This window comes from Ruegeria sp. CL3, assembly GCF_056536505.1.
Window position 1 is genome coordinate 232,785 of record NZ_JBQFPT010000002.1, and the last position, 17,956, is coordinate 250,740.

Sequence of the window (17,956 nt, forward strand, 5' to 3'; positions counted from 1 at the left end):
GTGTCTCATACAAATTGTAATGTGTTCATTGGAACTTAGCCGTGTTCGACGCACCGACATACCTCGCGATAACATCGATTGCAGTCATCGGAACTGTTCACGTCTTCTGCGTGTCTTTTTACCAGAGATTCCCCGCCCTAGCAGGCTGGCTCTCTGATTTTTCATCGGGGATCGGACTTGGCTATGCTTTCCTTTTCTTACTGCCAAAAATTGGTGAATTGTCAGCCGATTTAGCTGCAAGCGGCAAATGGGAAAACTCGCTTTTCGGTTACTCGCTGCTCGGATTCCTCATTTACTACTTGCTGGAAGCCAGTCGCGACACGGGGGCCGATAACAGATTGTCGCTTGGCTTGGACACAGTGGCACTTGGAACCTATAACTGCTTGCTTGCCATTACCGTCATGCAAACGACGGGAACTTCACCTGAGCTGTACGCTGTTGGAACGTTGGCCTATTCATTGCATTTGTTTGGGGTGAATATCTTTCTCTACAAGACCCACCCTGGACACATGTCTGGATGGCTACGCGCATACTTTGTCGCATCGCTTGCAGTCGGCATATTGATCGGTCTCAACGCAGACAAAAGTAGCATGATCTATTCAATTGCGACTGGGTTAACAGGGGGTGTGATAATAGCCCTGTCTCTTCGGGTTAAACTACCCAGCCTTTCGGCGGTGAATACAAAAGCTCTGTTGATTGGTGTCGTGTTTGCTGCGGTCGCAGTCGAGGTCACCCGATACTAACCCGGCGACACTGTTAGATCTTTCCGAAGTATAAGCCGGGACAATTGGCTCAGCTTACTAGTTTAAGATAACCTGAAATTCATTTACTCAAAGTCTCTGCAATGCCTTTCATCGCAACCATAGAGTCCAGGTACATAGGTGTATTTTGAACGTCTGGCTGACTTGATAGCTTCACCATAACCACATTGGCTTTTTGGTTCACATACAACAGCTGCCCATAGACACCAATGCCGTAAAACGCACCTTTTTCTCTGTCTTTCACCCAAACTTGATTACGGTAGTGGAAGCCTTCAAACACCTCTGCATATGCGCTTTTCTCATAAGCAGCGATAACGTGATCATTTGCTTGAATCGTGTCAGCTATCCAATCTGGAGGAATAACTTGAGTGTCGTTAACCTTTCCGTTGTCCAGCATCATTATGCCAAATCGCAATAGGTCACGAGAGCTGGTAAATAATCCACCACTCGTTTGCACAATCCTTTTGGGCCCTAGTTCGCTATATGCAGGGTCCTGAGCACCGATGTCCTGCCACAACTCGGCCAGTACATCCAGATAGCTTTCTCCAGTTGCCGACTCGATAACCATACCCAGCAACGCAGATAGCACTGAACGGTAACTATAAACTTCACCGTCTTCTACCAAGGTCTCGCGATCACTAAGAGAGATCATGTACTCCTTAACGCCAGATTCTGTATCACAAATTTCAACTTTTTCAGAGAGGTCCTGACCAAACGCACAGAACAGATCACCTGCATCGTCTAAGTAGCCGCTAGAAGCATCTTTCCAATCAACAGCAGCGGTCATATCAAGTAGATGTCTCACCGTTGTATTTTTGAATGCTGGGCCTTCCAACTCTGGCAGGTAATCGGTGATCAGCTTTTTTGGATCTAATTCTCCCGCCTCAACCGCCAGCCCTGCTGCCATACCCAACACTGTCTTGGTGATCGAGTGAATGCGGTGAGGCGTATCAGCTCTCATGCCATTGAAGTACTTTTCAGCGACCAATTTGCCATCGTGATAAATCAAAAAGCTATCGGTATGCGTTTGATGCAACCAATCGTTGATGTTCTGTTCTTCATTATTGCTAGCTGTGAAATCAAAAGTCTCAAGCTCAGTTGGGTATGCCGCTTTTTCCAAAGTACGCACCCAATCTGACGGTGGAACTCGTGCCAATTCGCCAAAAACATTTGTGCCTTCAAATATCCAAGGGCTTCTATCTACAGACCCAACGGTTTCATCCCAGAAATAACCAGCCTCTGCGCTTACTGGTTGTGTAGAAACAGAAAACACCGCACCGGAGGCCAAAAGAGCGATAGCAATAGCTGAAGTCATTAACAGCTTGTTTGCATTTCTTTTCAATTTTGGGGATCTCCGTCCGACTAGACAATCTCTAAGCAATCCAGCCACGCTTCAGCTCTGGTGTCTAGCCCCTTGTGTTTGGGCCAGAGGCTGTCAGACGACTGCGAATTAATCTCTGGTAGGAAAGTTAAGTAGTCGCAAGCGACGGATGGCAGATAATGTGCGTTAGTCGCCTTGAGCAATGCCCGCTTCGTACACATCTCGAAGGATGTGAAGCTCGAAATGAAGGTCCGCTTCGGTGTGAGACCAGTTACCAGAAAGCGATGAGCAAAAGGCGGCTTCGTCCGCGAAGCAGACATTGGAGAGAGTTGCGACGAATGAGCGCTTTGCGGAGATGTTGTTGAAAAACTCATACTTGATCGAGGTACAAGTGGCTGATTCACTTCCGACATAGATGGAGGTTGATCGCGATGATGGGACCAAGGCAGAAAGCACAGGGCGCGTTGTTCTACGAGTTCTCGCTGGAAGACCACGTGCCGCGGGATCACCTGCTGAGAGGTATTGACCGCTTCGTCGATCTTGGTGATCTGCGTCGGTATTTGGCGCCATTCTACAGCGCCACCGGTCGCCCCTCGATTGATCCCGAACTGATGATCCGGATGCTGCTTGTGGGCTACGCCATGGGCATTCGCTCCGAGCGGCGTTTGTGCGAGGAAGTGCATCTGGACCTGGCCTATCGGTGGTTCTGTCGCCTTGATCTGGCTGATCGCGTGCCGGATCATTCTACCTTTTCCAAGAACCGGCACGGGCGGTTCCGTGACAGTGACCTCTTCCAGCATCTGTTCGAGCAAGTGCTGGCGCGCTGTATCGCTGAGGGGCTGGTCGGTGGCGAAAGCTTCGGCGCGGATGCTTCGTTGATCAAGGCGGATGCCAGCCGCTACACCAAGGTGGACTTCTCGGATTGGTCCGCATCGGATGCGGTGAGCCGGGCAACACAGGAATATGTCAACACTCTTGATGACGCTGCCTTCGGCACAGCGACCCCAGTGAAGCCAAAGGCGATCTCGCCTGCCGACCCGGCGGCCAGGTTCACCAGCGCCAATGGTGACAGGCCCTTCTTTGCCTACAGTACGAATTACTTGGTCGACCTGGACAATGCCGTCATCGTGGATGTCGAGGCCACCGCGCCGATCCGACAGGCCGAGGTTGGTGCCGTGCGCGACATGCTGGCGAGAACGCGAGGCCGTTTCGGCCTGCACCCGGGGCTTCTGGCGGCAGATACGGCCTATGGCACGGCAGACATGCTCGGCTGGCTTGTCGAAGAGCAAGACATCGAGCCACACATTCCGGTCTTCGACAAATCCGAGCGCAAGGACGGCGCGTTCCCGACCACCGAATTCACCTACGATCCCGAGACCGATGCCTACCAGTGCCCCGGGGGAAAGGAGCTAAGGCCCTACTGGCGGAGCATCTCACACGGACGGCCGGCATTCGGCAAGGATGGCTTCAAGAAATACTATACCCGCAAACAGGATTGCGCGGCTTGCCAGTTGAAGCTCCGGTGCACGCCTAACCAGGTGACCCGGAAGATCTCACGGTCACGACACGAGGATGCACGTCAGAAGGCGCGCGACATCGCCAAAACCGATGCCTATGTCGCGTCGAGCTACGCCAGAAAGAAGGTTGAGATGCTCTTTGCCCACCTCAAACGCATCATCGGCCTCGACCGCCTCCGCCTCAGGGGACCAAACGGCGCCAAAGATGAGTCTCACCTCGCTGCAACCGTCCAGAACCTCCGAAAGCTTGCCAAGCTGAGACCAATGCCAGCGTGATCAGTCGTCCGAACCCAGTCGCTCATTTGGCAAGCCGATAAATCGAACCGCCTTTTTCAACAGCATCCGCAGAAAGCAGACTTTGCAAAATCACACAGAACGTCTCTTACTTGGATTTTCGATACCGATCTCCGATCTGCACTAGTGAAGTTTGTTTTGTCCTGAGCACTCGTGCCAGTAGAGATTTTTGTTACCTTGGCACTGCTACCCGCTTTTATCCATCACTCTATCGTTCTGGGCTTACCCAGCCTTGTTTTCGTAACTCGCGTAGCACGGCTTCTGCGTTTTCGACGTCTTTGTGGATACTTTTGAGCATTGCATCTATCGGCGCGTCCGGCCATGCACGCTCAAGTTCAGCCAGCTTGGCTTTGGCCGCATGGTCTTGCCCCGTGGCTGACAACGCTGCCGTTACATAAGCTAGTGAAGGAGCGCTGAGCGGATCGCCAAGTTGCTTAGCCTCTTCAAAGCGCTCTACGGTCTTTTCATATTCACCAAGATGAAAGTAAGTCGCGCCCGAGATATTTCTGTTGGCAAATCGTTGGTTACTGGAATCTAGCAGAGAGAGTCTGTCAGCCGTTGCAATTGCTTCCTCGAATTCGCCCGAAAACATTGCCACAGCACCAAGAAAGTCGAGGACCGCACCATCATTTGGATCAAGTTTTGATGCGCGCCTGCTGAGTTGCAGCGCGGCGTCATAGTCGCGATTGGCAAAATTGGCCCAGCTTTTAGCAGACTGGCTCCAGGCTTGGTCTGGGGCAAGGCTAACCGCTTGGTTCGCCAGCTTCATAGCGGCATCAGCATATTCGGTCTTGGCATCAGACGGCGGAGTTATCACCGCAAGGGACGCAAGTGCCTGCGCTGCACCGGCATACCCACCGAAATATTCTGGATCGATCTCAATCACGCCTTCGAATACGGACAGAACCAGTAGCTGGCGTTGTCGGTCGAAGATGGGAAATATCATTGTCCGTGCTTGTTCCGCCAAATTGAACGCTTGTAATGCGGCTGGGGATTTTTCGTAAATAGCCACGCGCTGCAAATACGCGTTCGAGTCAGTTGCGGGAAAACCACTCACTTCAGCAGAAGCAGTTTCCTGTCCATCTTGGGCAAGACCGACTGCGACCAACGCACCAACGACGGCCCCAATGGTAAACGCCCCTATGGGCTGTCCAAAGCGTTTGGCTTTTGTTGAGATTGATACCGCACTGGCTTCCGAGATAGTTTCGAACCGCGGCCTATATCCACCGCTATCGATACACAGTCGTACCGGATCATCCTTTCCAATGCCCTCGTAATGCAGTTCCAAAAACTGACGTAGCCGCCGTGCATCGACGCGAACGATGTTTTCCGGATCGGTCCCCTCTGAAGTATCGCGGTCATAAACATCCTGAGCGATCGTCTTGCTTCGAATTTGATCTCCTCGACCAGCGAGATCTTCTTCGACGATATACGTCAGGAACGCCTGAAGTCTATCGGATCCATCCAGATGAGCGTCAGCAATCAACCTGCCGAGGGCAGCGCGCTTTTCACCGTCCGAGATGTTGTCAGATCGTGCCACATTCGCATTTTTGCATTTATCGGCACGTGAGTCACCCCGTTATTCACCGTGAGTCACTTACGTGAATGTCCTCTAAACCCTAGACTTGAAACCAAAACAGCGAGCCGGAGTGCGAAACTCCGCATTCCCAGCTTGCCAATCTACCAAGCGACTGGAGGATGACACATGGCCCAACGTATGAACTACAGAAGTCTTGGCAAGCACTTCGCAATTGGAGCGATTTTTGGCGCTTGGGCTGTTTCTCCTGAAGCTGTCACTGAAGCAGTCGTCGGTTTAGTCGCCCCTTCGGCAGCATACGCGCAGGAAGCAGAAGAAGTCTCTCCGACAATGGTGCGTGATCGTCCACGCGATGTGTACTACCCCAATACTGAAGATCTCGCCGAAGACGAGATGCGGGTTATTGCCTGCGGTACAGGAATGCCCACAACACGCGCCAGTCAGGCCGCAGCCTGCTTTTTGGTTGAGCTGGGAAATGGAGATAAGTTCCTTTTCGATATCGGCTCCGGTTCGGTAGAAAACATCAGCTCCTTGCAGATTCCCTACAATTATCTGGACAAAGTTTTCATCGGCCATCTGCACACCGATCACTTCGGTGCGTTGCATGAATTGTTTGTCGGTGGCGCACTTATGGGTCGAAACGTGCCGTTAAACGTATGGGGACCGAGCGGAGAAGTACCAGAGCTGGGTACAGCTTATGCGCTTGACCATATGAAGAAAATGCTGACTTGGGATCTTGCGGGTCGTGCGGGGAATGTCGACTTTCGCGGCTACCAAATGAACGTAATCGAGTTCGACTATAAAGGTGAAAATCAGGTCGTCTATGAGGACAATGGGGTAGTTATTCGCTCTTTCCCGGCGATCCATTCAATCGATGGCTCGGTGAGCTTCACTTTGGAATGGAACGATCTGAAGTTTGTTTACGGATCTGACACTTACCCCAACAAGTGGTTCATCGAATACGCTAGAGACGCGGATATCGCGATCCACGAATGTTTCATTGCAGTACCTGATCTGGTCACAAAGATGAAATTCAGCCCTGAATCCGCGCTATTGGTTGGCACTCAAGTACATACGGCACCTGAAGCGTTCGGAAAGGTGATGAGCGAGATCAAGCCGCGTATGGCCATCGCTTACCATTTCTTCAATGACTGGGACACGGCGGGCGCGGTCGACGAGCGTATCCGTTCGACCTATGACGGTCCGCTTAGCCTTGCGGATGACCTCATGGTGTGGAACGTGACCAAAGATGATATTCGCGTACGCATGGCCGCTGTCGATGAAGACACATGGTCGCCGCCTTTAGCTTCTCCCGCTGAAGCGCCTAATGAACAGGATCGTGCTGACTTTGCGGAAACTGTTGGTATGTCACCAGACGTTATTGGTTTCACTGAGTTCATCGAAAACGGAAAGTGGGACGTTGACGATGTGCTACGACCGATCTTCGAAGAGGCTTCGGAAGCTCTAGGCCAAGAGTTCCCTTATCCGGGCGACAACTAAAATCAAATTTGACCGGCGCGACTTCAACACGCGCCGGTTCTTTCAATTCTGATGGGAATTCTCTATGCGACATACCTCATTGATTTCTCGCTATTTGGTCTGTGTTGGATGGTTGCTCGTCGCGATCTCCAACGCGACAAACGCCCAGTCACTTGCACGTTCTGAAGATGGTGACGGCGGTTGGCGACACTCAATCACGCCCTATCTGTTCCTTCCGCTCAGCACGACTGGCACATCAACCATTGATGGTACCAGCGTCGATCTAGACCTGAGCCTGAGCGAGGTGCTGGACGTGCTGCAAGGCGCAGCTTCCGTACGCTACGAAGGCTGGAACGGTGATTTCGGAATCATCTCCGAGGTCTACTACGTAAGGCTTGGTGAAGACGGAACCTTACCGGGGGGAAATGCAGACATTGACGTTGATGTACGGCAGACCTTTGTAAACGTTCAGGGGGCTTACCGATTTGCGAACGGGGTCAATGCTTCGGGTCGACGCTATGCAGCAGATGTAGCCGTCGGTGTTCAGTGGAACCGGCTTAAACAAGAAATCGACATTGCGGGTCCTGGGCCCGGTGTAACGCTGGGCGGAACAGAAGATTGGTTCGAGCCAATGATCGCGCTCCGCTATGCGATGGAAATCAACGATAAATGGAGTTTCGCCAGCCGCGCTGAACTCAGTGGCTTCGGTGTGAATGGCGATGACCTGCAATACCTGCTTCTGGCTGGGTTTGACTGGAAGGGCTGGGAGAACACGTCTCTGCGGTTTGGCTATCAGTTCTATGGAATTGACTATTCCACTGACCGCTCGGGCGGGGAGTTTGCCTATGATGTGGACCAGAATGGTATCTATGCTGCCGTCTCGTTTCATTTCTAAGATTGGCGAATGCAGCAAGACATGGGCTTGGGTGGGCTCAGCGCTCGCCAGTTTTGCGATTGGCGCAAACCCATCGATTGCTGATCTTGTGTCCCCCTACGGCGGAGAAACCGCGCCGAACTTTGTTGAACTTTCGGTGCAGCCTGATCATGTGCGGGTTCTCCTTGAGGTCGATTTGAGCGACTATCCCATATTCGTCATTCCAGATGATGGTTCGGGTACGTCACTGGCCGAGCGTACGGGTCGAAACATTCAGATCTGGGCAGACGAAGAGGAACTGACCAGCACAACGAATACGATTGATGTGCGCCCCAGAATTTCCCGGCAAACAGCAGCGAGCGCTCTGTATCAACCGCGACCGCGCAGCGAAAATGTCGTCTACGTGGATATGGAGTTTCCGTTCAATGGCAAGCCTGAACGGATCACGTTCATTCCCCCACTAGGTCCAGACGGGATTCCCTTGGCTTCACTTGGAGTTGTGGCAGAGCACATGGGCGTTCCGGTGACAGACTATCGTTACCTTTCTCAGGCTGAGACAATGCTGCCAAATTGGGACGACCCTTGGTTTAGCAAATTTGAAAACCCAAATCTCACCCGCCACCACAAGTCCCCGATGATGTCGTTCTTGGCCATGGAGCCGCGTGTGGTCCGACACGAGATCATACTGCGTTTGAAAGACTTCGAAACTTGGGCCGATCTGGGCTTGGGTGGCGCAGAGCACCTAACTCCAGATGATGTCGCCAGGATCAAGTCTGGCGTATCGGACTTTCTTGCGACTAAAAACCCGCTCGCCGTAGACGGCAAACCGATGAAACCGGAAACGGTACAGGTCTCACGTATCGAAGTCGGGGCCGAAGGCTTGCGTGTTCTTCCGGATGAAGCAGAGGCAAACCGAAAGACGATGCTATTGGGTGTTGTCCTTTCTTATCCGGTTGCGACTTTGCCGAACCGAGTTGATCTGGCATGGGAGCTTTTCCCAGAAGGTCTGGATGTGATCCCGATCACCCTCTCCGATCCGGCAGGGTCCGTCCCCTCGCAGATTTATACAACTGACCCCGTTGTAAGTTGGAACAATCACCTGAAAACTTGGACAAACCCAAAAACGCGCCCGGTCGTTGTCAAAGTCTCAGGTGTAACTCAGGTGCCTTCGTTTGCGTTCGGCTTGGGTTTTCTGTGTTTGATATGCGCCTATTTTTCGTTTCAGCGTGCAAATGGTCAGCGTCTGATCTTGTTTGGGCTGACCGGGGCATTCGGCGCCGCCGCGATTGTCACGTATTCACTGAGCAACCCGTCGACAGCGCCAAATCCGGATGAGATCGCGACGCATCAAATCGTAGAAGGGTTGGTGACCAACATCGGAACCACCATGCTTGAGACGCGAGGTGATAATGCCCTGGCGGCGATGGAGCCATATGTCGAGGCAATCAATCGCGACAAGGTTCAAACCGAAATGCGTCGTGGCTTGTCAGTTACCTTACCCTCTGGCGCCATGGCACGCGTCGAAGCGATTTCTGACCTGAACGTCGAGAGCTTCACGCCCGGCGAAGACAGAAGTCAGCATCAGGTCCTCGCCAATTGGACTGCCCGTGTAAGCGGAGGCCATTGGGGGCATCTACACAGGCAAGCGGTTTCTTATCGTGGCTTGCTAGACGTTTCGCGGCACGGCGATCATTGGATGCTCGATGATCTGACGATTATCAGCGCCAAAACAGGAGGATAATTCAGTGCCTATCGTGAGGTTGTTTTTTGCCACGTTCTTGTTTGCCATAATCTTTTTGTGCGCGGGCAGAGCAGAGGCGCATTTCAATCTCAACCAGAATGTTCGCATTCATCATGTGTTTCACTCAGAAGATGGACTTGATGTCTATTTGCGCCTTCCGATGCCTTATTTGGTTGCGGAACTCGTCGGTCCAGAGGGTACGGACGGTTTACCTGCACCGGCTCCGTACACATACAATATGATCGAAGATGGCGTGCTCATGCACTACTTGGATCAGGTCGCATTTCACAAAGACCCATCCGGTTTGGCTCGTATTACTGAAAACGGCTTTGTGCTATCTATCGACGGGCATCGACAAACAGCAGAAATCGTTTCGATAGCGCTACACCCGTTGGGGCAAGAACCTGGATTTGCCACGCTTGATGAGGCGCATTCGGCACTTGCGCCAAAAGATGTTTTGCCAACAAAGAAGGCGATTTACGTTGGCGAGGTGATGGTTGACGTTCATCTGCGCTTTGTGACGGGAGAGGTTGGAACATACAGTGTATCCTACACGTCAGATCCAGGTCTTCCTGGGCAAGATGACACGGCGAACCTGATCCTCGACTATAACGGGCAGGATGTTCGGACATTTCGTGCGCGGGGTTTGATGCATACCCCGGTTGATGTTTCCGGATCAGCGACCGCTGCCGCTTCGACTTTCTTTGTTGAGGGAATTCGGCACATTTTGGAAGGTCCGGATCATGTTCTCTTTGTACTTTGCATGATCATCGGTGCATTGAACTTGCACAGCCTTCTGGCCCGCGTCACAGGCTTTACCTTGGGCCACACGGTAACACTGATTTTGGGTTTTTTTGGCTTCGCGCCGAGCGGAGCGTGGTTCATCCCAACTGTCGAATTGGCAATAGCACTTTCAATAATCTACGCAGCTGCAATGGCGGTTTGGCCACCTGAGAAAGGACATGGCGACTTGAAGGCCTTTGCCATCACGTCGGGCATTGGGTTGCTGCACGGGTTTGGCTTCTCCTTCATGTTACACCTAATTCTACGTGTTGATGCACCAAACGTTTGGCACAGCTTGTTGGCCTTCAACGTTGGAGTAGAGGCTGGACAAGTCATGATCGTTCTATTGGTCTGGCCGTTAGTGTTGTTGTTGCGCAAACAACCAGGTCGCATCTGGGTCAGCTCTCGCGCTGTCGTTGCCGCGTGCGCAAGTCTGGTCGCGATGGTTTGGGTAGTGGAACGGGCAGAGTTCTTTCTCTGACACTTGCGTTGTTGACATGAAGCACGCGACCGCTGGCAACCTGACAAGCAGCTTATGCAGATGTACGGTCGATTCTTTGCATGCCACTCAATCCGCAAAGTCTTGAATTGAATGTCCGCTTCGGGCTGAGATCGGTCCTCAACAACCATTGAGCCAACGGCAAATTTATTCGCATTGCGGTCATTTGTCGAAACCGCACCACAGCATCTCGCTTACCAACGAACGACCGCTTTGGGCCGTCCTCAACAGATCGCTCTAGTCCTCAAACGAAGATGCTGCGCTTGCCTAAAGGTCTGCCTTAAACCCAGGCCGGACGTGTCGAATGCGCTTCAACCGACTTTCTTGGAGTAAATGTGCGAATTCGTTGTTGAAAGGTCAGGTGACAATTCGAAACCTGCCTTTTCAAGCACCCGAGCGCTTGCCGGGTTTTCAATGCTGACACCTCCCAGCAGCCTCACCGGGCCGTCCTTTTCTGCCGCTGACACCAAACCTTGGACGAGTTCTGTCGCGACCCCCTGACCCCAAGTTGCTTCACCGAGCAAATAGCCAATATGAAGTTGTGGCGCTTGCGCGTCACTGGGGTCGGACGCCAAAATCAACAGTCCGACTAATTCGGAGCTGTGCCTCCAGTTGACACGAAAAACGTCGCTTTCCTCAGCGCGTTCGTCCACCCAAGAAGCAATGTCGTCATCTCCGCTCAGGTGCAGAGGTGATGGAAGATGTTCAAGCACACGGCGTGACAATATCGCAGACAAAGCAATCTCCAGCCCTCGGCGCGCCTCCCGGTCTTCCAATGTCGATTGCCAACTGTGAGCCGAAAGCCTTTCAGTGAGGAACGGATCCATGTGTCAGGTACCAGCATTTGAACTGAAGATGTCGTGAAGATACCGGATCACGGTGAAAAGTCGAATGTCCGTTTCGTCCGCAAAGGGGGCGCTCGGGAAATTTCGGCGAATGACCGCTCCAAGCCCACACCTCCCTAATGCTTCCCAGCGCCAGATGGTTGTTCTCGCTCATCTGCCGCTAACCATACCAGAAATCATTGCGCCTAGCGCGACAAGGTGGACAAGCATGAGTGCCTTGTCATTCCATAGAGCGCCAACGGCGAACCAACCAACGACACCGACAAGAAACATGTATAGGTTCCAAGGTGCCCAGCCAAAACCCGTTGCAGTGTATCCCATGATCTGAACGGCGGATGCGCCCCACTTGACCGCGAAGACAAGGCGCTCGCGAGGCGATCCAAGGACCAAAGCATCAGACTGCACGGGTCAAGCCTCCGTCGATACGCAGGTTTTGTCCCGTCATGTAGCCACCATCTTCTGAGGCGAGCCACGAAATAAGAGAAGACACCTCCGACGCCAACCCGTAACGCCCTATGGGAATACGCGCTTTGCGGTCTTCGGTTTCGGGCAGGCTGTCGATGAAGCCCGGAAGGACGTTGTTCATACGAATGTTCTCTGACGCAAATTTGTCCGAGTAGAGCTTCGAGAATGCAGCAAGCCCGGCCCGGAATACCCCCGACGTTGGAAAAAGAGGGTCGGGTTCGAATGCCGCAAAGGTCGAGATGTTGATGATTGCTCCGCCGCCCTGCGCCTGCATTGTGGGTGTGACAAGCCTTGTCGGGCGGATCACGTTCATCAGGTAGACTTCCATCCCTTTATGCCATTCGTCGTCGCTGATTTCGAGAACCGGACCCTTCGGTCCGTGGCCAGCAGAGTTCACCAAGACATCAATACGGCCCCAACGATCCTTCGCACCCTCGACCAAAGCGTTCAGCGCTTCTCCGTCAAGGTTAGAGCCGGTCACGCCAAAGCCGCCGAGTTCGCCGCCGAGCGCCTCACCCTTGCCGGACGAGGACAGGATGCCAACCTTGAACCCATCTTCCGCCAATTTACGGGCTGCATCCGCTCCCATGCCGCTACCGCCCGCTGTGACCAGAGCTACTTTTTCTACTGACATAACGAGTGTCCTTTCATGATTGGACTATATATGGCTCGCTCAATGAGAAAGTACGATTGAGAATTGATGTTACATGACAGTAGAAATACTATCGCAAAATGACTGACCTTCCCCCGCTCAATAGTTTGCGTGCTTTCGATGCAGCAGGCCGCCGCCTTAGTTTCCGAGCCGCCGCCGATGAATTGGGCGTCACTCAAGGGGCCGTGGCGCAACAAGTGCGTCAGCTCGAAGCGCATCTTGATGTGGCCTTGTTTGAACGGGTGCCGAAGGGCCTACGGTTTACATCGGTCGGACGCAGCTTTCACAACCGGATAGCTGACGTGTTCGAAGACCTTCGATCGGCAACGGCAGAGTTGAAGCCAGAGCCGAACAAAGTCCTTATCAGCGTCACCCCGACGTTCGCAGCAAAATGGCTGATCCCCAACTTACCGGACTTTTCGGCAGCATATCCGAATATTGATTTGCGGATCATGGCAACTGAGAAAATCTCGAGCTTTCATAGCGACGGGATAGACCTTGCAGTGCGCCAAGGGTCGCCACCCTTCAGCGCTTCACTGGACGTAACGCTTTTGTTCAAGCAATCGCTCATCGCGGTAGCCGCGCCAAAATTCGCGGCCAAGGACGGTAGTCTCCTTGAGCCAGAAACCCTCGCCAAACTGCCGAAGATCCATGACACCCATGATCTATGGCCCAGCTACCTTGCGCAATTAGGCGTCGAGGACCAGTCTCCCCGTGACCTCCGCTTGAGCCAAACGTCGCTTGCGGTCGACGCAGCCATCGCTGGACAAGGCGTGGCCTTGGTAAGCCGGTTTCTAGTAGCTCATGACATTGAAGCCGGACGCTTGGTCGAGGTTGGTGCAGCCTGGGACGTGGGCAGAAATGACTTCTATGTCCTCATGTCGCGGGCCACTAAAAGCCATGAGGCAATGGCCAACGTTGTGGCATGGCTCAAGTTGCGCTCCGCCGAAGATACCTAAGTGTCTTGAATGGAAAGTAGTCATTCGCATCATTCCGGCGAATTACAGCTTTGTCCGCGAAGCAGACATTGGAAAGAGTTGAGTCGAATGACCACTCTGCGGACAAAGTGTGATTTCGCAGCGCATGACCTTACGGCAGCTTTCAGCAATTCGTGAATGCCACGAAAAACCTCAAGACGTCGGCAAGCGGACATTCGCTGAAGATGCCAGTCCATTTGGCAGCAGGCGCAAATCGACCTTTGCGACGAAGTTTTCGGCTAGTTACCTATACACAAAAAATCCCTCTGATATCGTGAATGGAGATCTCTTGATCACGCCTGACGAAACGAAACGGGCGCTCCCATGGTTGGGAAGCCAGCCCGATTGAAAAGGCTTTTCGGCAACAACAATCGACCAAGTGAGAAGCCCTCCATAGGTTCAAAACCTTATGGAAGCTGTGAGTTCTCCAACAATACTGGATCCACCACCAAAGGTTGATTGAAATTCACCGCTGAAGCCTACCGACCTATTTCCATCTGCAGAAATATGTTCAAGCGTAAAGCCAAGAAACCCAGCAGCTGCATCTTCTGTGGACGCTACGAAAGAAAACGGCGTCGCCGCTACGATCGCGTCTACATCGTCGGAACCCGCATCGAAAGTTGCGTCAACTCCAACTGCCCAGTTTAGGTAGGTGCTCGATCCATTTGTACCCTGGTAGAGGCGGGGCAAGTTCAATTGCGCCCGCGTGTTGAAGACTGAAACGTTCCGATCTTCGACCGTTAGAGGAAACGCGGTTCCTGTTTCGGTATACTCGTCAAGCTTCAGAAATACATAGCTTGCGCGAGCACTGAAGAAGGCAGGTATTGGCAAAGCGTTGACGGGGGCCGAGATCGAAAGCGATGGAGCAACGAACGTCCCATCAAAATCGCCTTGCGCTTCGCCGCCATCAACGTTTCGGGTCACTTCATTGTCGGTTATGCCAGCAAGGAGAGCTCCGTTGATGCGAAATTGTCCGTAGTCCCTTTCGAGGTAAACGCCGCCAAAATATGACTTGATATCAGTATCACCTGCATCCTGATCCAGCGAGATGCGGCTATCGTCGTAGCCAACAAGAACACCAAAATCGCTGTTTCCGATGAACTCATTCGTTTCAGCACCAACCACAAAACCGTACATTCTATGGCTGAAACCAAGGCTTGAGCCTTCTTCTTCAACATCGCGATCTCCGCCGAAGGCTGAACCCCAAACATAGGGACCACCATCCTGTTCGGCATACCCGAAAGCACTCCGGTTCCTGCTGACCTGACCATCGGATGAGCCAAAGTCATAGGGGCTGGCGGTTTCAATCGTGTTGAACACTGCGTCGGTCAGATCGCTGATAAAGGTGCCTTGGGCCACAAATCCTGTCGTATCCACCGAAACCGCCGTGAGGCCATTGTTGATCAAAACGCCTGTACCATCGAAATTGACGACTTCGGGGGCGGACGCAAGATCACTATCGCTACCCGATGCATCGGCAAAGCTAACAACCGCATTCACCCCGGGCGCAAAGTTCAGCGTGTCAATGTCATTCGGGTTCGTGCCCCCCATGCCATCATTGCCATTACCGAAATCGACCGAACCGGTAAGGGCTGAGCCGGGTTCGAGCGTCAACGTGTCGTTCCCGTCGCCGCCGTATACGATGGAAAAGCCTTCGCGACCGGTGATACGAGCCGAGTTTGTGATGGTTGCGGCGGCAGTGTTATCACGATCCTCGATCTCGATACCGTATTCGAACGCATCAATATTTCCGGTGTTCACAATGGTGATCGAACCCGTTCCATCTACGTCCACTTCGATCCCGTTATTGTCCAGCGAACGCAACGCCCCGCTGTTGGTGACCCTCGCGTTGCCGTCGCCGTTTAGCTCAATGTCGATCGCGTCGGAATCGGCGGTAAGCTGGGCAGAGTTTTCGATGCTGACGTCGCCACTTCCTTCAACATCCACTTCAATCGCATCGTCTTCGCGAGAGGTTATCCGACCCGAGTTTATTATGAAGACATCGCCGTCTCCGAAGATTTCGGCGTCAATTCCCTCGTCGTTTCTGGCGGTTATGGATGCGGAATTTGTAATGCGTATGTTTCCGTTGTCGGTCACGTGGGCAAAGATTCCGTCAACTTCGGCATCGATGGTGCCGGTTGCCGAAATGGCAATATCACCGCTTCCGTCAATTTCCGCATTGATACCGTCAATGCTATCAGCCGCTATATCACCAGACGTTTCAACCGAGATGTTTCCGTCACCGGCCACAAAGCTGCGGATCCCGTTTTCGTTTGCATCGATATCGCCATTCATCGTGATCGAGATGTTGCCGTCTCCATCAACTTCAGCCTCGATACCGTCATCCGAACCAGCGCGAATATTGCCCGTGACCTGAATACTGATATCGCCGGAATCCTCGGCGTCTGCGTCAATGCCAATAGCGCTGCCAGAGATATTGCCCGCCACTATCACGTCGATCACGCTTCCGGGGCTGCCGGTTTCCACATCAATCGCATCACTGTCGCGGGATTCAATATCGCCCGTCGCATCGACGGTTACATTCCCGTCCTCTGCGTTTGCGAAGATCGCATGTTCTTCATCAGCCGAAATGTTGCCGTTGGAGGTGATCGTTACGTTGCCCGTTCCATTGGCTGCACCGTAAATCCCATATTCCCTGCCGGTAACATCCCCGGAGCTGTCGATGACGACGTCACCCACGCCATTCACAGTTGCGTTGATGCCGTCGCCCGCTGCTTCACCGCTGACGTTGCCCCGGTTCGTAATGGAAATGTCGCCGTCATTGGTCACAAGCGCACGGATGCCGTCCCGTGCGGACGAAATGTTGCCCGACGAGGTGACATTGATATCTCCCTCTCCGCCCCTTTGGCGGGCAAATATGCCATCCGCATTGTTCCCGGCCGTCGTGATGTCTCCGGACGAACGGATTGTGATAGAGCCGTCGCCGTCGTCTTGCCGGGCAAAGATCCCTCGGGCGTTGTTTCCGGTAGTCGAGAGGTCGCCATCGGATTCTACGGTGATATCCCCGTCGCCGCCATTTTGACGCGCCAAGATACCATCAGCGTTATTCCCGGCCGTCGTGATGTTACCGGTCGAACGGATTGTTATAAATCCATCGTCGTTGTCTTGCCGGGCAAATATCCCGCGGGCGTTTCTACGGGTAGTCGAGAGGTCGCCCTCGGATTCAACGGTAATATTCCCCTCGCCGCCATTTTGGCGCGCCAAGATGGCATTCGAGTTGTTGCCTTCTGTTGTGATATTTCCCGTCGATTGGATCGCGATATCGCCATCGTCATCGCTTTGCTGTCCAACTATCCCGCCAGAGTTGTTAGCTTCCGTCGAGATATTGCCATCCGACACCACAGAGACATCCCCTTTGCCACCACTCTGAAGAGCGGTGATGCCTGTAGACCGACTTCCAGCTGTGCTGATGTCGCCCACTGAGTTGACCGATACCGCGCCGTCTCCACCGTCTTGATTGGCGTTAATTCCGTCTGAACGGCTGCCCGATGTGTTGATCCGACCATCTGATACTACTGACACGTTGCCATCACCACCTTGTTGAGTGACGCCGATTCCGACGCTTCGGCTGCGTCCGGATGTTGTAACGTTGCCAGTCGAGTTCACCGAAACGGTGCCGTCACCCTCAAGTTCGGATCGAATACCAAAGGAGCGCCGTCCGTTTGTGGCAATGTCGCCGGTCGAAGTGATCGAAACTTCCCCGGCGCCGTTTGCATCTACAACAATCCCATCCGCGCCATTGCTCGTGGTAACAATGCCGCCGGTTCCATTCGTCTGGATACTAAGGGTTGCGTTCCCTGATGGTGTGGCAAAGGCAACGCCGTCGGTTCCACCGCCAGGTGCAATTCCAGGTGCAGTAACACTATTGATATTGAGCGTTTCGATTGTGGGTCCGCTTGCCTGGACACCCGACGAAACATCTCCCGTGCAGGTGGCGACGTCACCCGCAACAGTGCACGGACCGTTTGACGGAGGAACAACCGTTTGCGCACTTAAAGGAGTTGCCACTCCGATCATTGCCCCCAAACCTATTGAACCGGCCGCAACCGGAACCGCGAAGACGCAAAATAAGGCAGGTCTAACCCGATGGTTGTTATTGGGCTGTGCTTTGGAAAGCGGCGCCGCATGACGGCGCGCTCTACGGTTCAAACCGCATACTCGAAACATCTTGTTCACCACTTAAGGGTGGT

The 17,956-nt window shown here is 53.1% G+C and carries 13 protein-coding genes; 7 read left to right on the plus strand and 6 right to left on the minus strand.

Features of this window, described 5'->3' with window-relative positions; all coding sequences use genetic code 11:
* Positions 1-41: 41 nt before the first annotated feature.
* A complete protein-coding gene (locus tag ACR0NO_RS03490; protein ID WP_480722984.1) occupies positions 42-743 on the plus strand; it encodes a hypothetical protein in 702 nt (233 codons plus the stop codon).
* Positions 744-822: 79 nt separating this feature from the next.
* Here ACR0NO_RS03490 and ACR0NO_RS03495 read toward each other — a convergent pair whose 3' ends face one another.
* Positions 823-2,076: a serine hydrolase domain-containing protein gene (locus ACR0NO_RS03495; RefSeq protein ID WP_480722985.1), complete on the minus strand. Its 1,254-nt coding sequence runs from the start codon at positions 2,074-2,076 to the stop codon at positions 823-825.
* A 437-nt stretch (positions 2,077-2,513) separates the two neighbouring features.
* On the opposite strand from ACR0NO_RS03495, the gene ACR0NO_RS03500 reads away from it, so the two are divergent.
* Positions 2,514-3,875: a transposase gene (locus tag ACR0NO_RS03500; RefSeq protein WP_480722986.1), complete on the plus strand. Its 1,362-nt coding sequence runs from the start codon at positions 2,514-2,516 to the stop codon at positions 3,873-3,875.
* A gap of 226 nt (positions 3,876-4,101) precedes the next feature.
* On the opposite strand, the gene ACR0NO_RS03505 is transcribed toward ACR0NO_RS03500, so the two are convergent.
* Positions 4,102-5,433: a tetratricopeptide repeat protein gene (locus ACR0NO_RS03505; protein ID WP_480722987.1), complete on the minus strand. Its 1,332-nt coding sequence runs from the start codon at positions 5,431-5,433 to the stop codon at positions 4,102-4,104.
* A gap of 165 nt (positions 5,434-5,598) precedes the next feature.
* Here ACR0NO_RS03505 and gntH point away from each other — a divergent pair, with 165 nt between their 5' ends.
* The 4 genes from gntH to ACR0NO_RS03525 all read left to right on the plus strand — a co-directional run bounded on the left by gntH (position 5,599) and on the right by ACR0NO_RS03525 (position 10,788).
* A complete protein-coding gene (gene gntH / locus ACR0NO_RS03510; protein WP_480722988.1) occupies positions 5,599-6,930 on the plus strand; it encodes a guanitoxin biosynthesis MBL fold metallo-hydrolase GntH in 1,332 nt (443 codons plus the stop codon).
* Between the two features lie 64 nt (positions 6,931-6,994).
* Positions 6,995-7,804 carry a hypothetical protein gene (locus ACR0NO_RS03515; protein WP_480722989.1) on the plus strand — a complete coding sequence of 270 codons (810 nt, stop codon included), beginning with the start codon at positions 6,995-6,997 and terminating at the stop codon, positions 7,802-7,804.
* Positions 7,779-9,524, plus strand: a complete 1,746-nt coding sequence (locus ACR0NO_RS03520; protein WP_480722990.1) for a hypothetical protein — start codon at positions 7,779-7,781, stop codon at positions 9,522-9,524. Before ACR0NO_RS03515 ends, ACR0NO_RS03520 begins: the two co-directional genes overlap by 26 nt.
* A gap of 4 nt (positions 9,525-9,528) precedes the next feature.
* On the plus strand, positions 9,529-10,788 hold the full coding sequence (locus tag ACR0NO_RS03525; RefSeq protein ID WP_480722991.1) for a HupE/UreJ family protein: 1,260 nt from the start codon (positions 9,529-9,531) through the stop codon (positions 10,786-10,788).
* A 329-nt stretch (positions 10,789-11,117) separates the two neighbouring features.
* On the opposite strand, the gene ACR0NO_RS03530 is transcribed toward ACR0NO_RS03525, so the two are convergent.
* The 3 genes from ACR0NO_RS03530 to ACR0NO_RS03540 all read right to left on the minus strand — a co-directional run bounded on the left by ACR0NO_RS03530 (position 11,118) and on the right by ACR0NO_RS03540 (position 12,750).
* The gene (locus ACR0NO_RS03530; RefSeq protein ID WP_480722992.1) at positions 11,118-11,633 is read right to left on the minus strand and encodes a GNAT family N-acetyltransferase; all 516 of its coding nucleotides are present in this window, start codon (positions 11,631-11,633) and stop codon (positions 11,118-11,120) included.
* 168 nt (positions 11,634-11,801) lie between these two features.
* Positions 11,802-12,056 (minus strand): DUF6552 family protein, encoded by a 255-nt coding sequence (locus ACR0NO_RS03535; RefSeq protein ID WP_480537935.1) that lies wholly within the window; start codon positions 12,054-12,056, stop codon positions 11,802-11,804.
* Complete coding sequence (locus tag ACR0NO_RS03540) at positions 12,046-12,750, minus strand: SDR family oxidoreductase (RefSeq protein WP_480722993.1); 705 nt, start codon at positions 12,748-12,750, stop codon at positions 12,046-12,048. Before ACR0NO_RS03540 ends, ACR0NO_RS03535 begins: the two co-directional genes overlap by 11 nt.
* 98 nt (positions 12,751-12,848) lie before the next feature.
* On the opposite strand from ACR0NO_RS03540, the gene ACR0NO_RS03545 reads away from it, so the two are divergent.
* Positions 12,849-13,727 carry a LysR substrate-binding domain-containing protein gene (locus tag ACR0NO_RS03545; protein WP_480722994.1) on the plus strand — a complete coding sequence of 293 codons (879 nt, stop codon included), beginning with the start codon at positions 12,849-12,851 and terminating at the stop codon, positions 13,725-13,727.
* A gap of 417 nt (positions 13,728-14,144) precedes the next feature.
* Here ACR0NO_RS03545 and ACR0NO_RS03550 read toward each other — a convergent pair whose 3' ends face one another.
* Positions 14,145-17,783 (minus strand): autotransporter domain-containing protein, encoded by a 3,639-nt coding sequence (locus ACR0NO_RS03550; RefSeq protein ID WP_480722995.1) that lies wholly within the window; start codon positions 17,781-17,783, stop codon positions 14,145-14,147.
* Positions 17,784-17,956: the final 173 nt, after the last annotated feature.

Coding starts and splice junctions, on each gene's coding strand:
- ACR0NO_RS03520 (WP_480722990.1), top strand. CDS start 7,779: ATGCTGCCGTCTCGTTTCATTTCTAAGATTGGCGAATGCAGCAAGACA.
- ACR0NO_RS03515 (WP_480722989.1), top strand. CDS start 6,995: ATGCGACATACCTCATTGATTTCTCGCTATTTGGTCTGTGTTGGATGG.
- ACR0NO_RS03500 (WP_480722986.1), top strand. CDS start 2,514: ATGATGGGACCAAGGCAGAAAGCACAGGGCGCGTTGTTCTACGAGTTC.
- ACR0NO_RS03550 (WP_480722995.1), bottom strand. CDS start 17,783: ATGATCGGAGTGGCAACTCCTTTAAGTGCGCAAACGGTTGTTCCTCCG.
- ACR0NO_RS03530 (WP_480722992.1), bottom strand. CDS start 11,633: ATGGATCCGTTCCTCACTGAAAGGCTTTCGGCTCACAGTTGGCAATCG.
- gntH (WP_480722988.1), top strand. CDS start 5,599: ATGGCCCAACGTATGAACTACAGAAGTCTTGGCAAGCACTTCGCAATT.
- ACR0NO_RS03495 (WP_480722985.1), bottom strand. CDS start 2,076: ATGACTTCAGCTATTGCTATCGCTCTTTTGGCCTCCGGTGCGGTGTTT.
- ACR0NO_RS03540 (WP_480722993.1), bottom strand. CDS start 12,750: ATGTCAGTAGAAAAAGTAGCTCTGGTCACAGCGGGCGGTAGCGGCATG.
- ACR0NO_RS03545 (WP_480722994.1), top strand. CDS start 12,849: ATGACTGACCTTCCCCCGCTCAATAGTTTGCGTGCTTTCGATGCAGCA.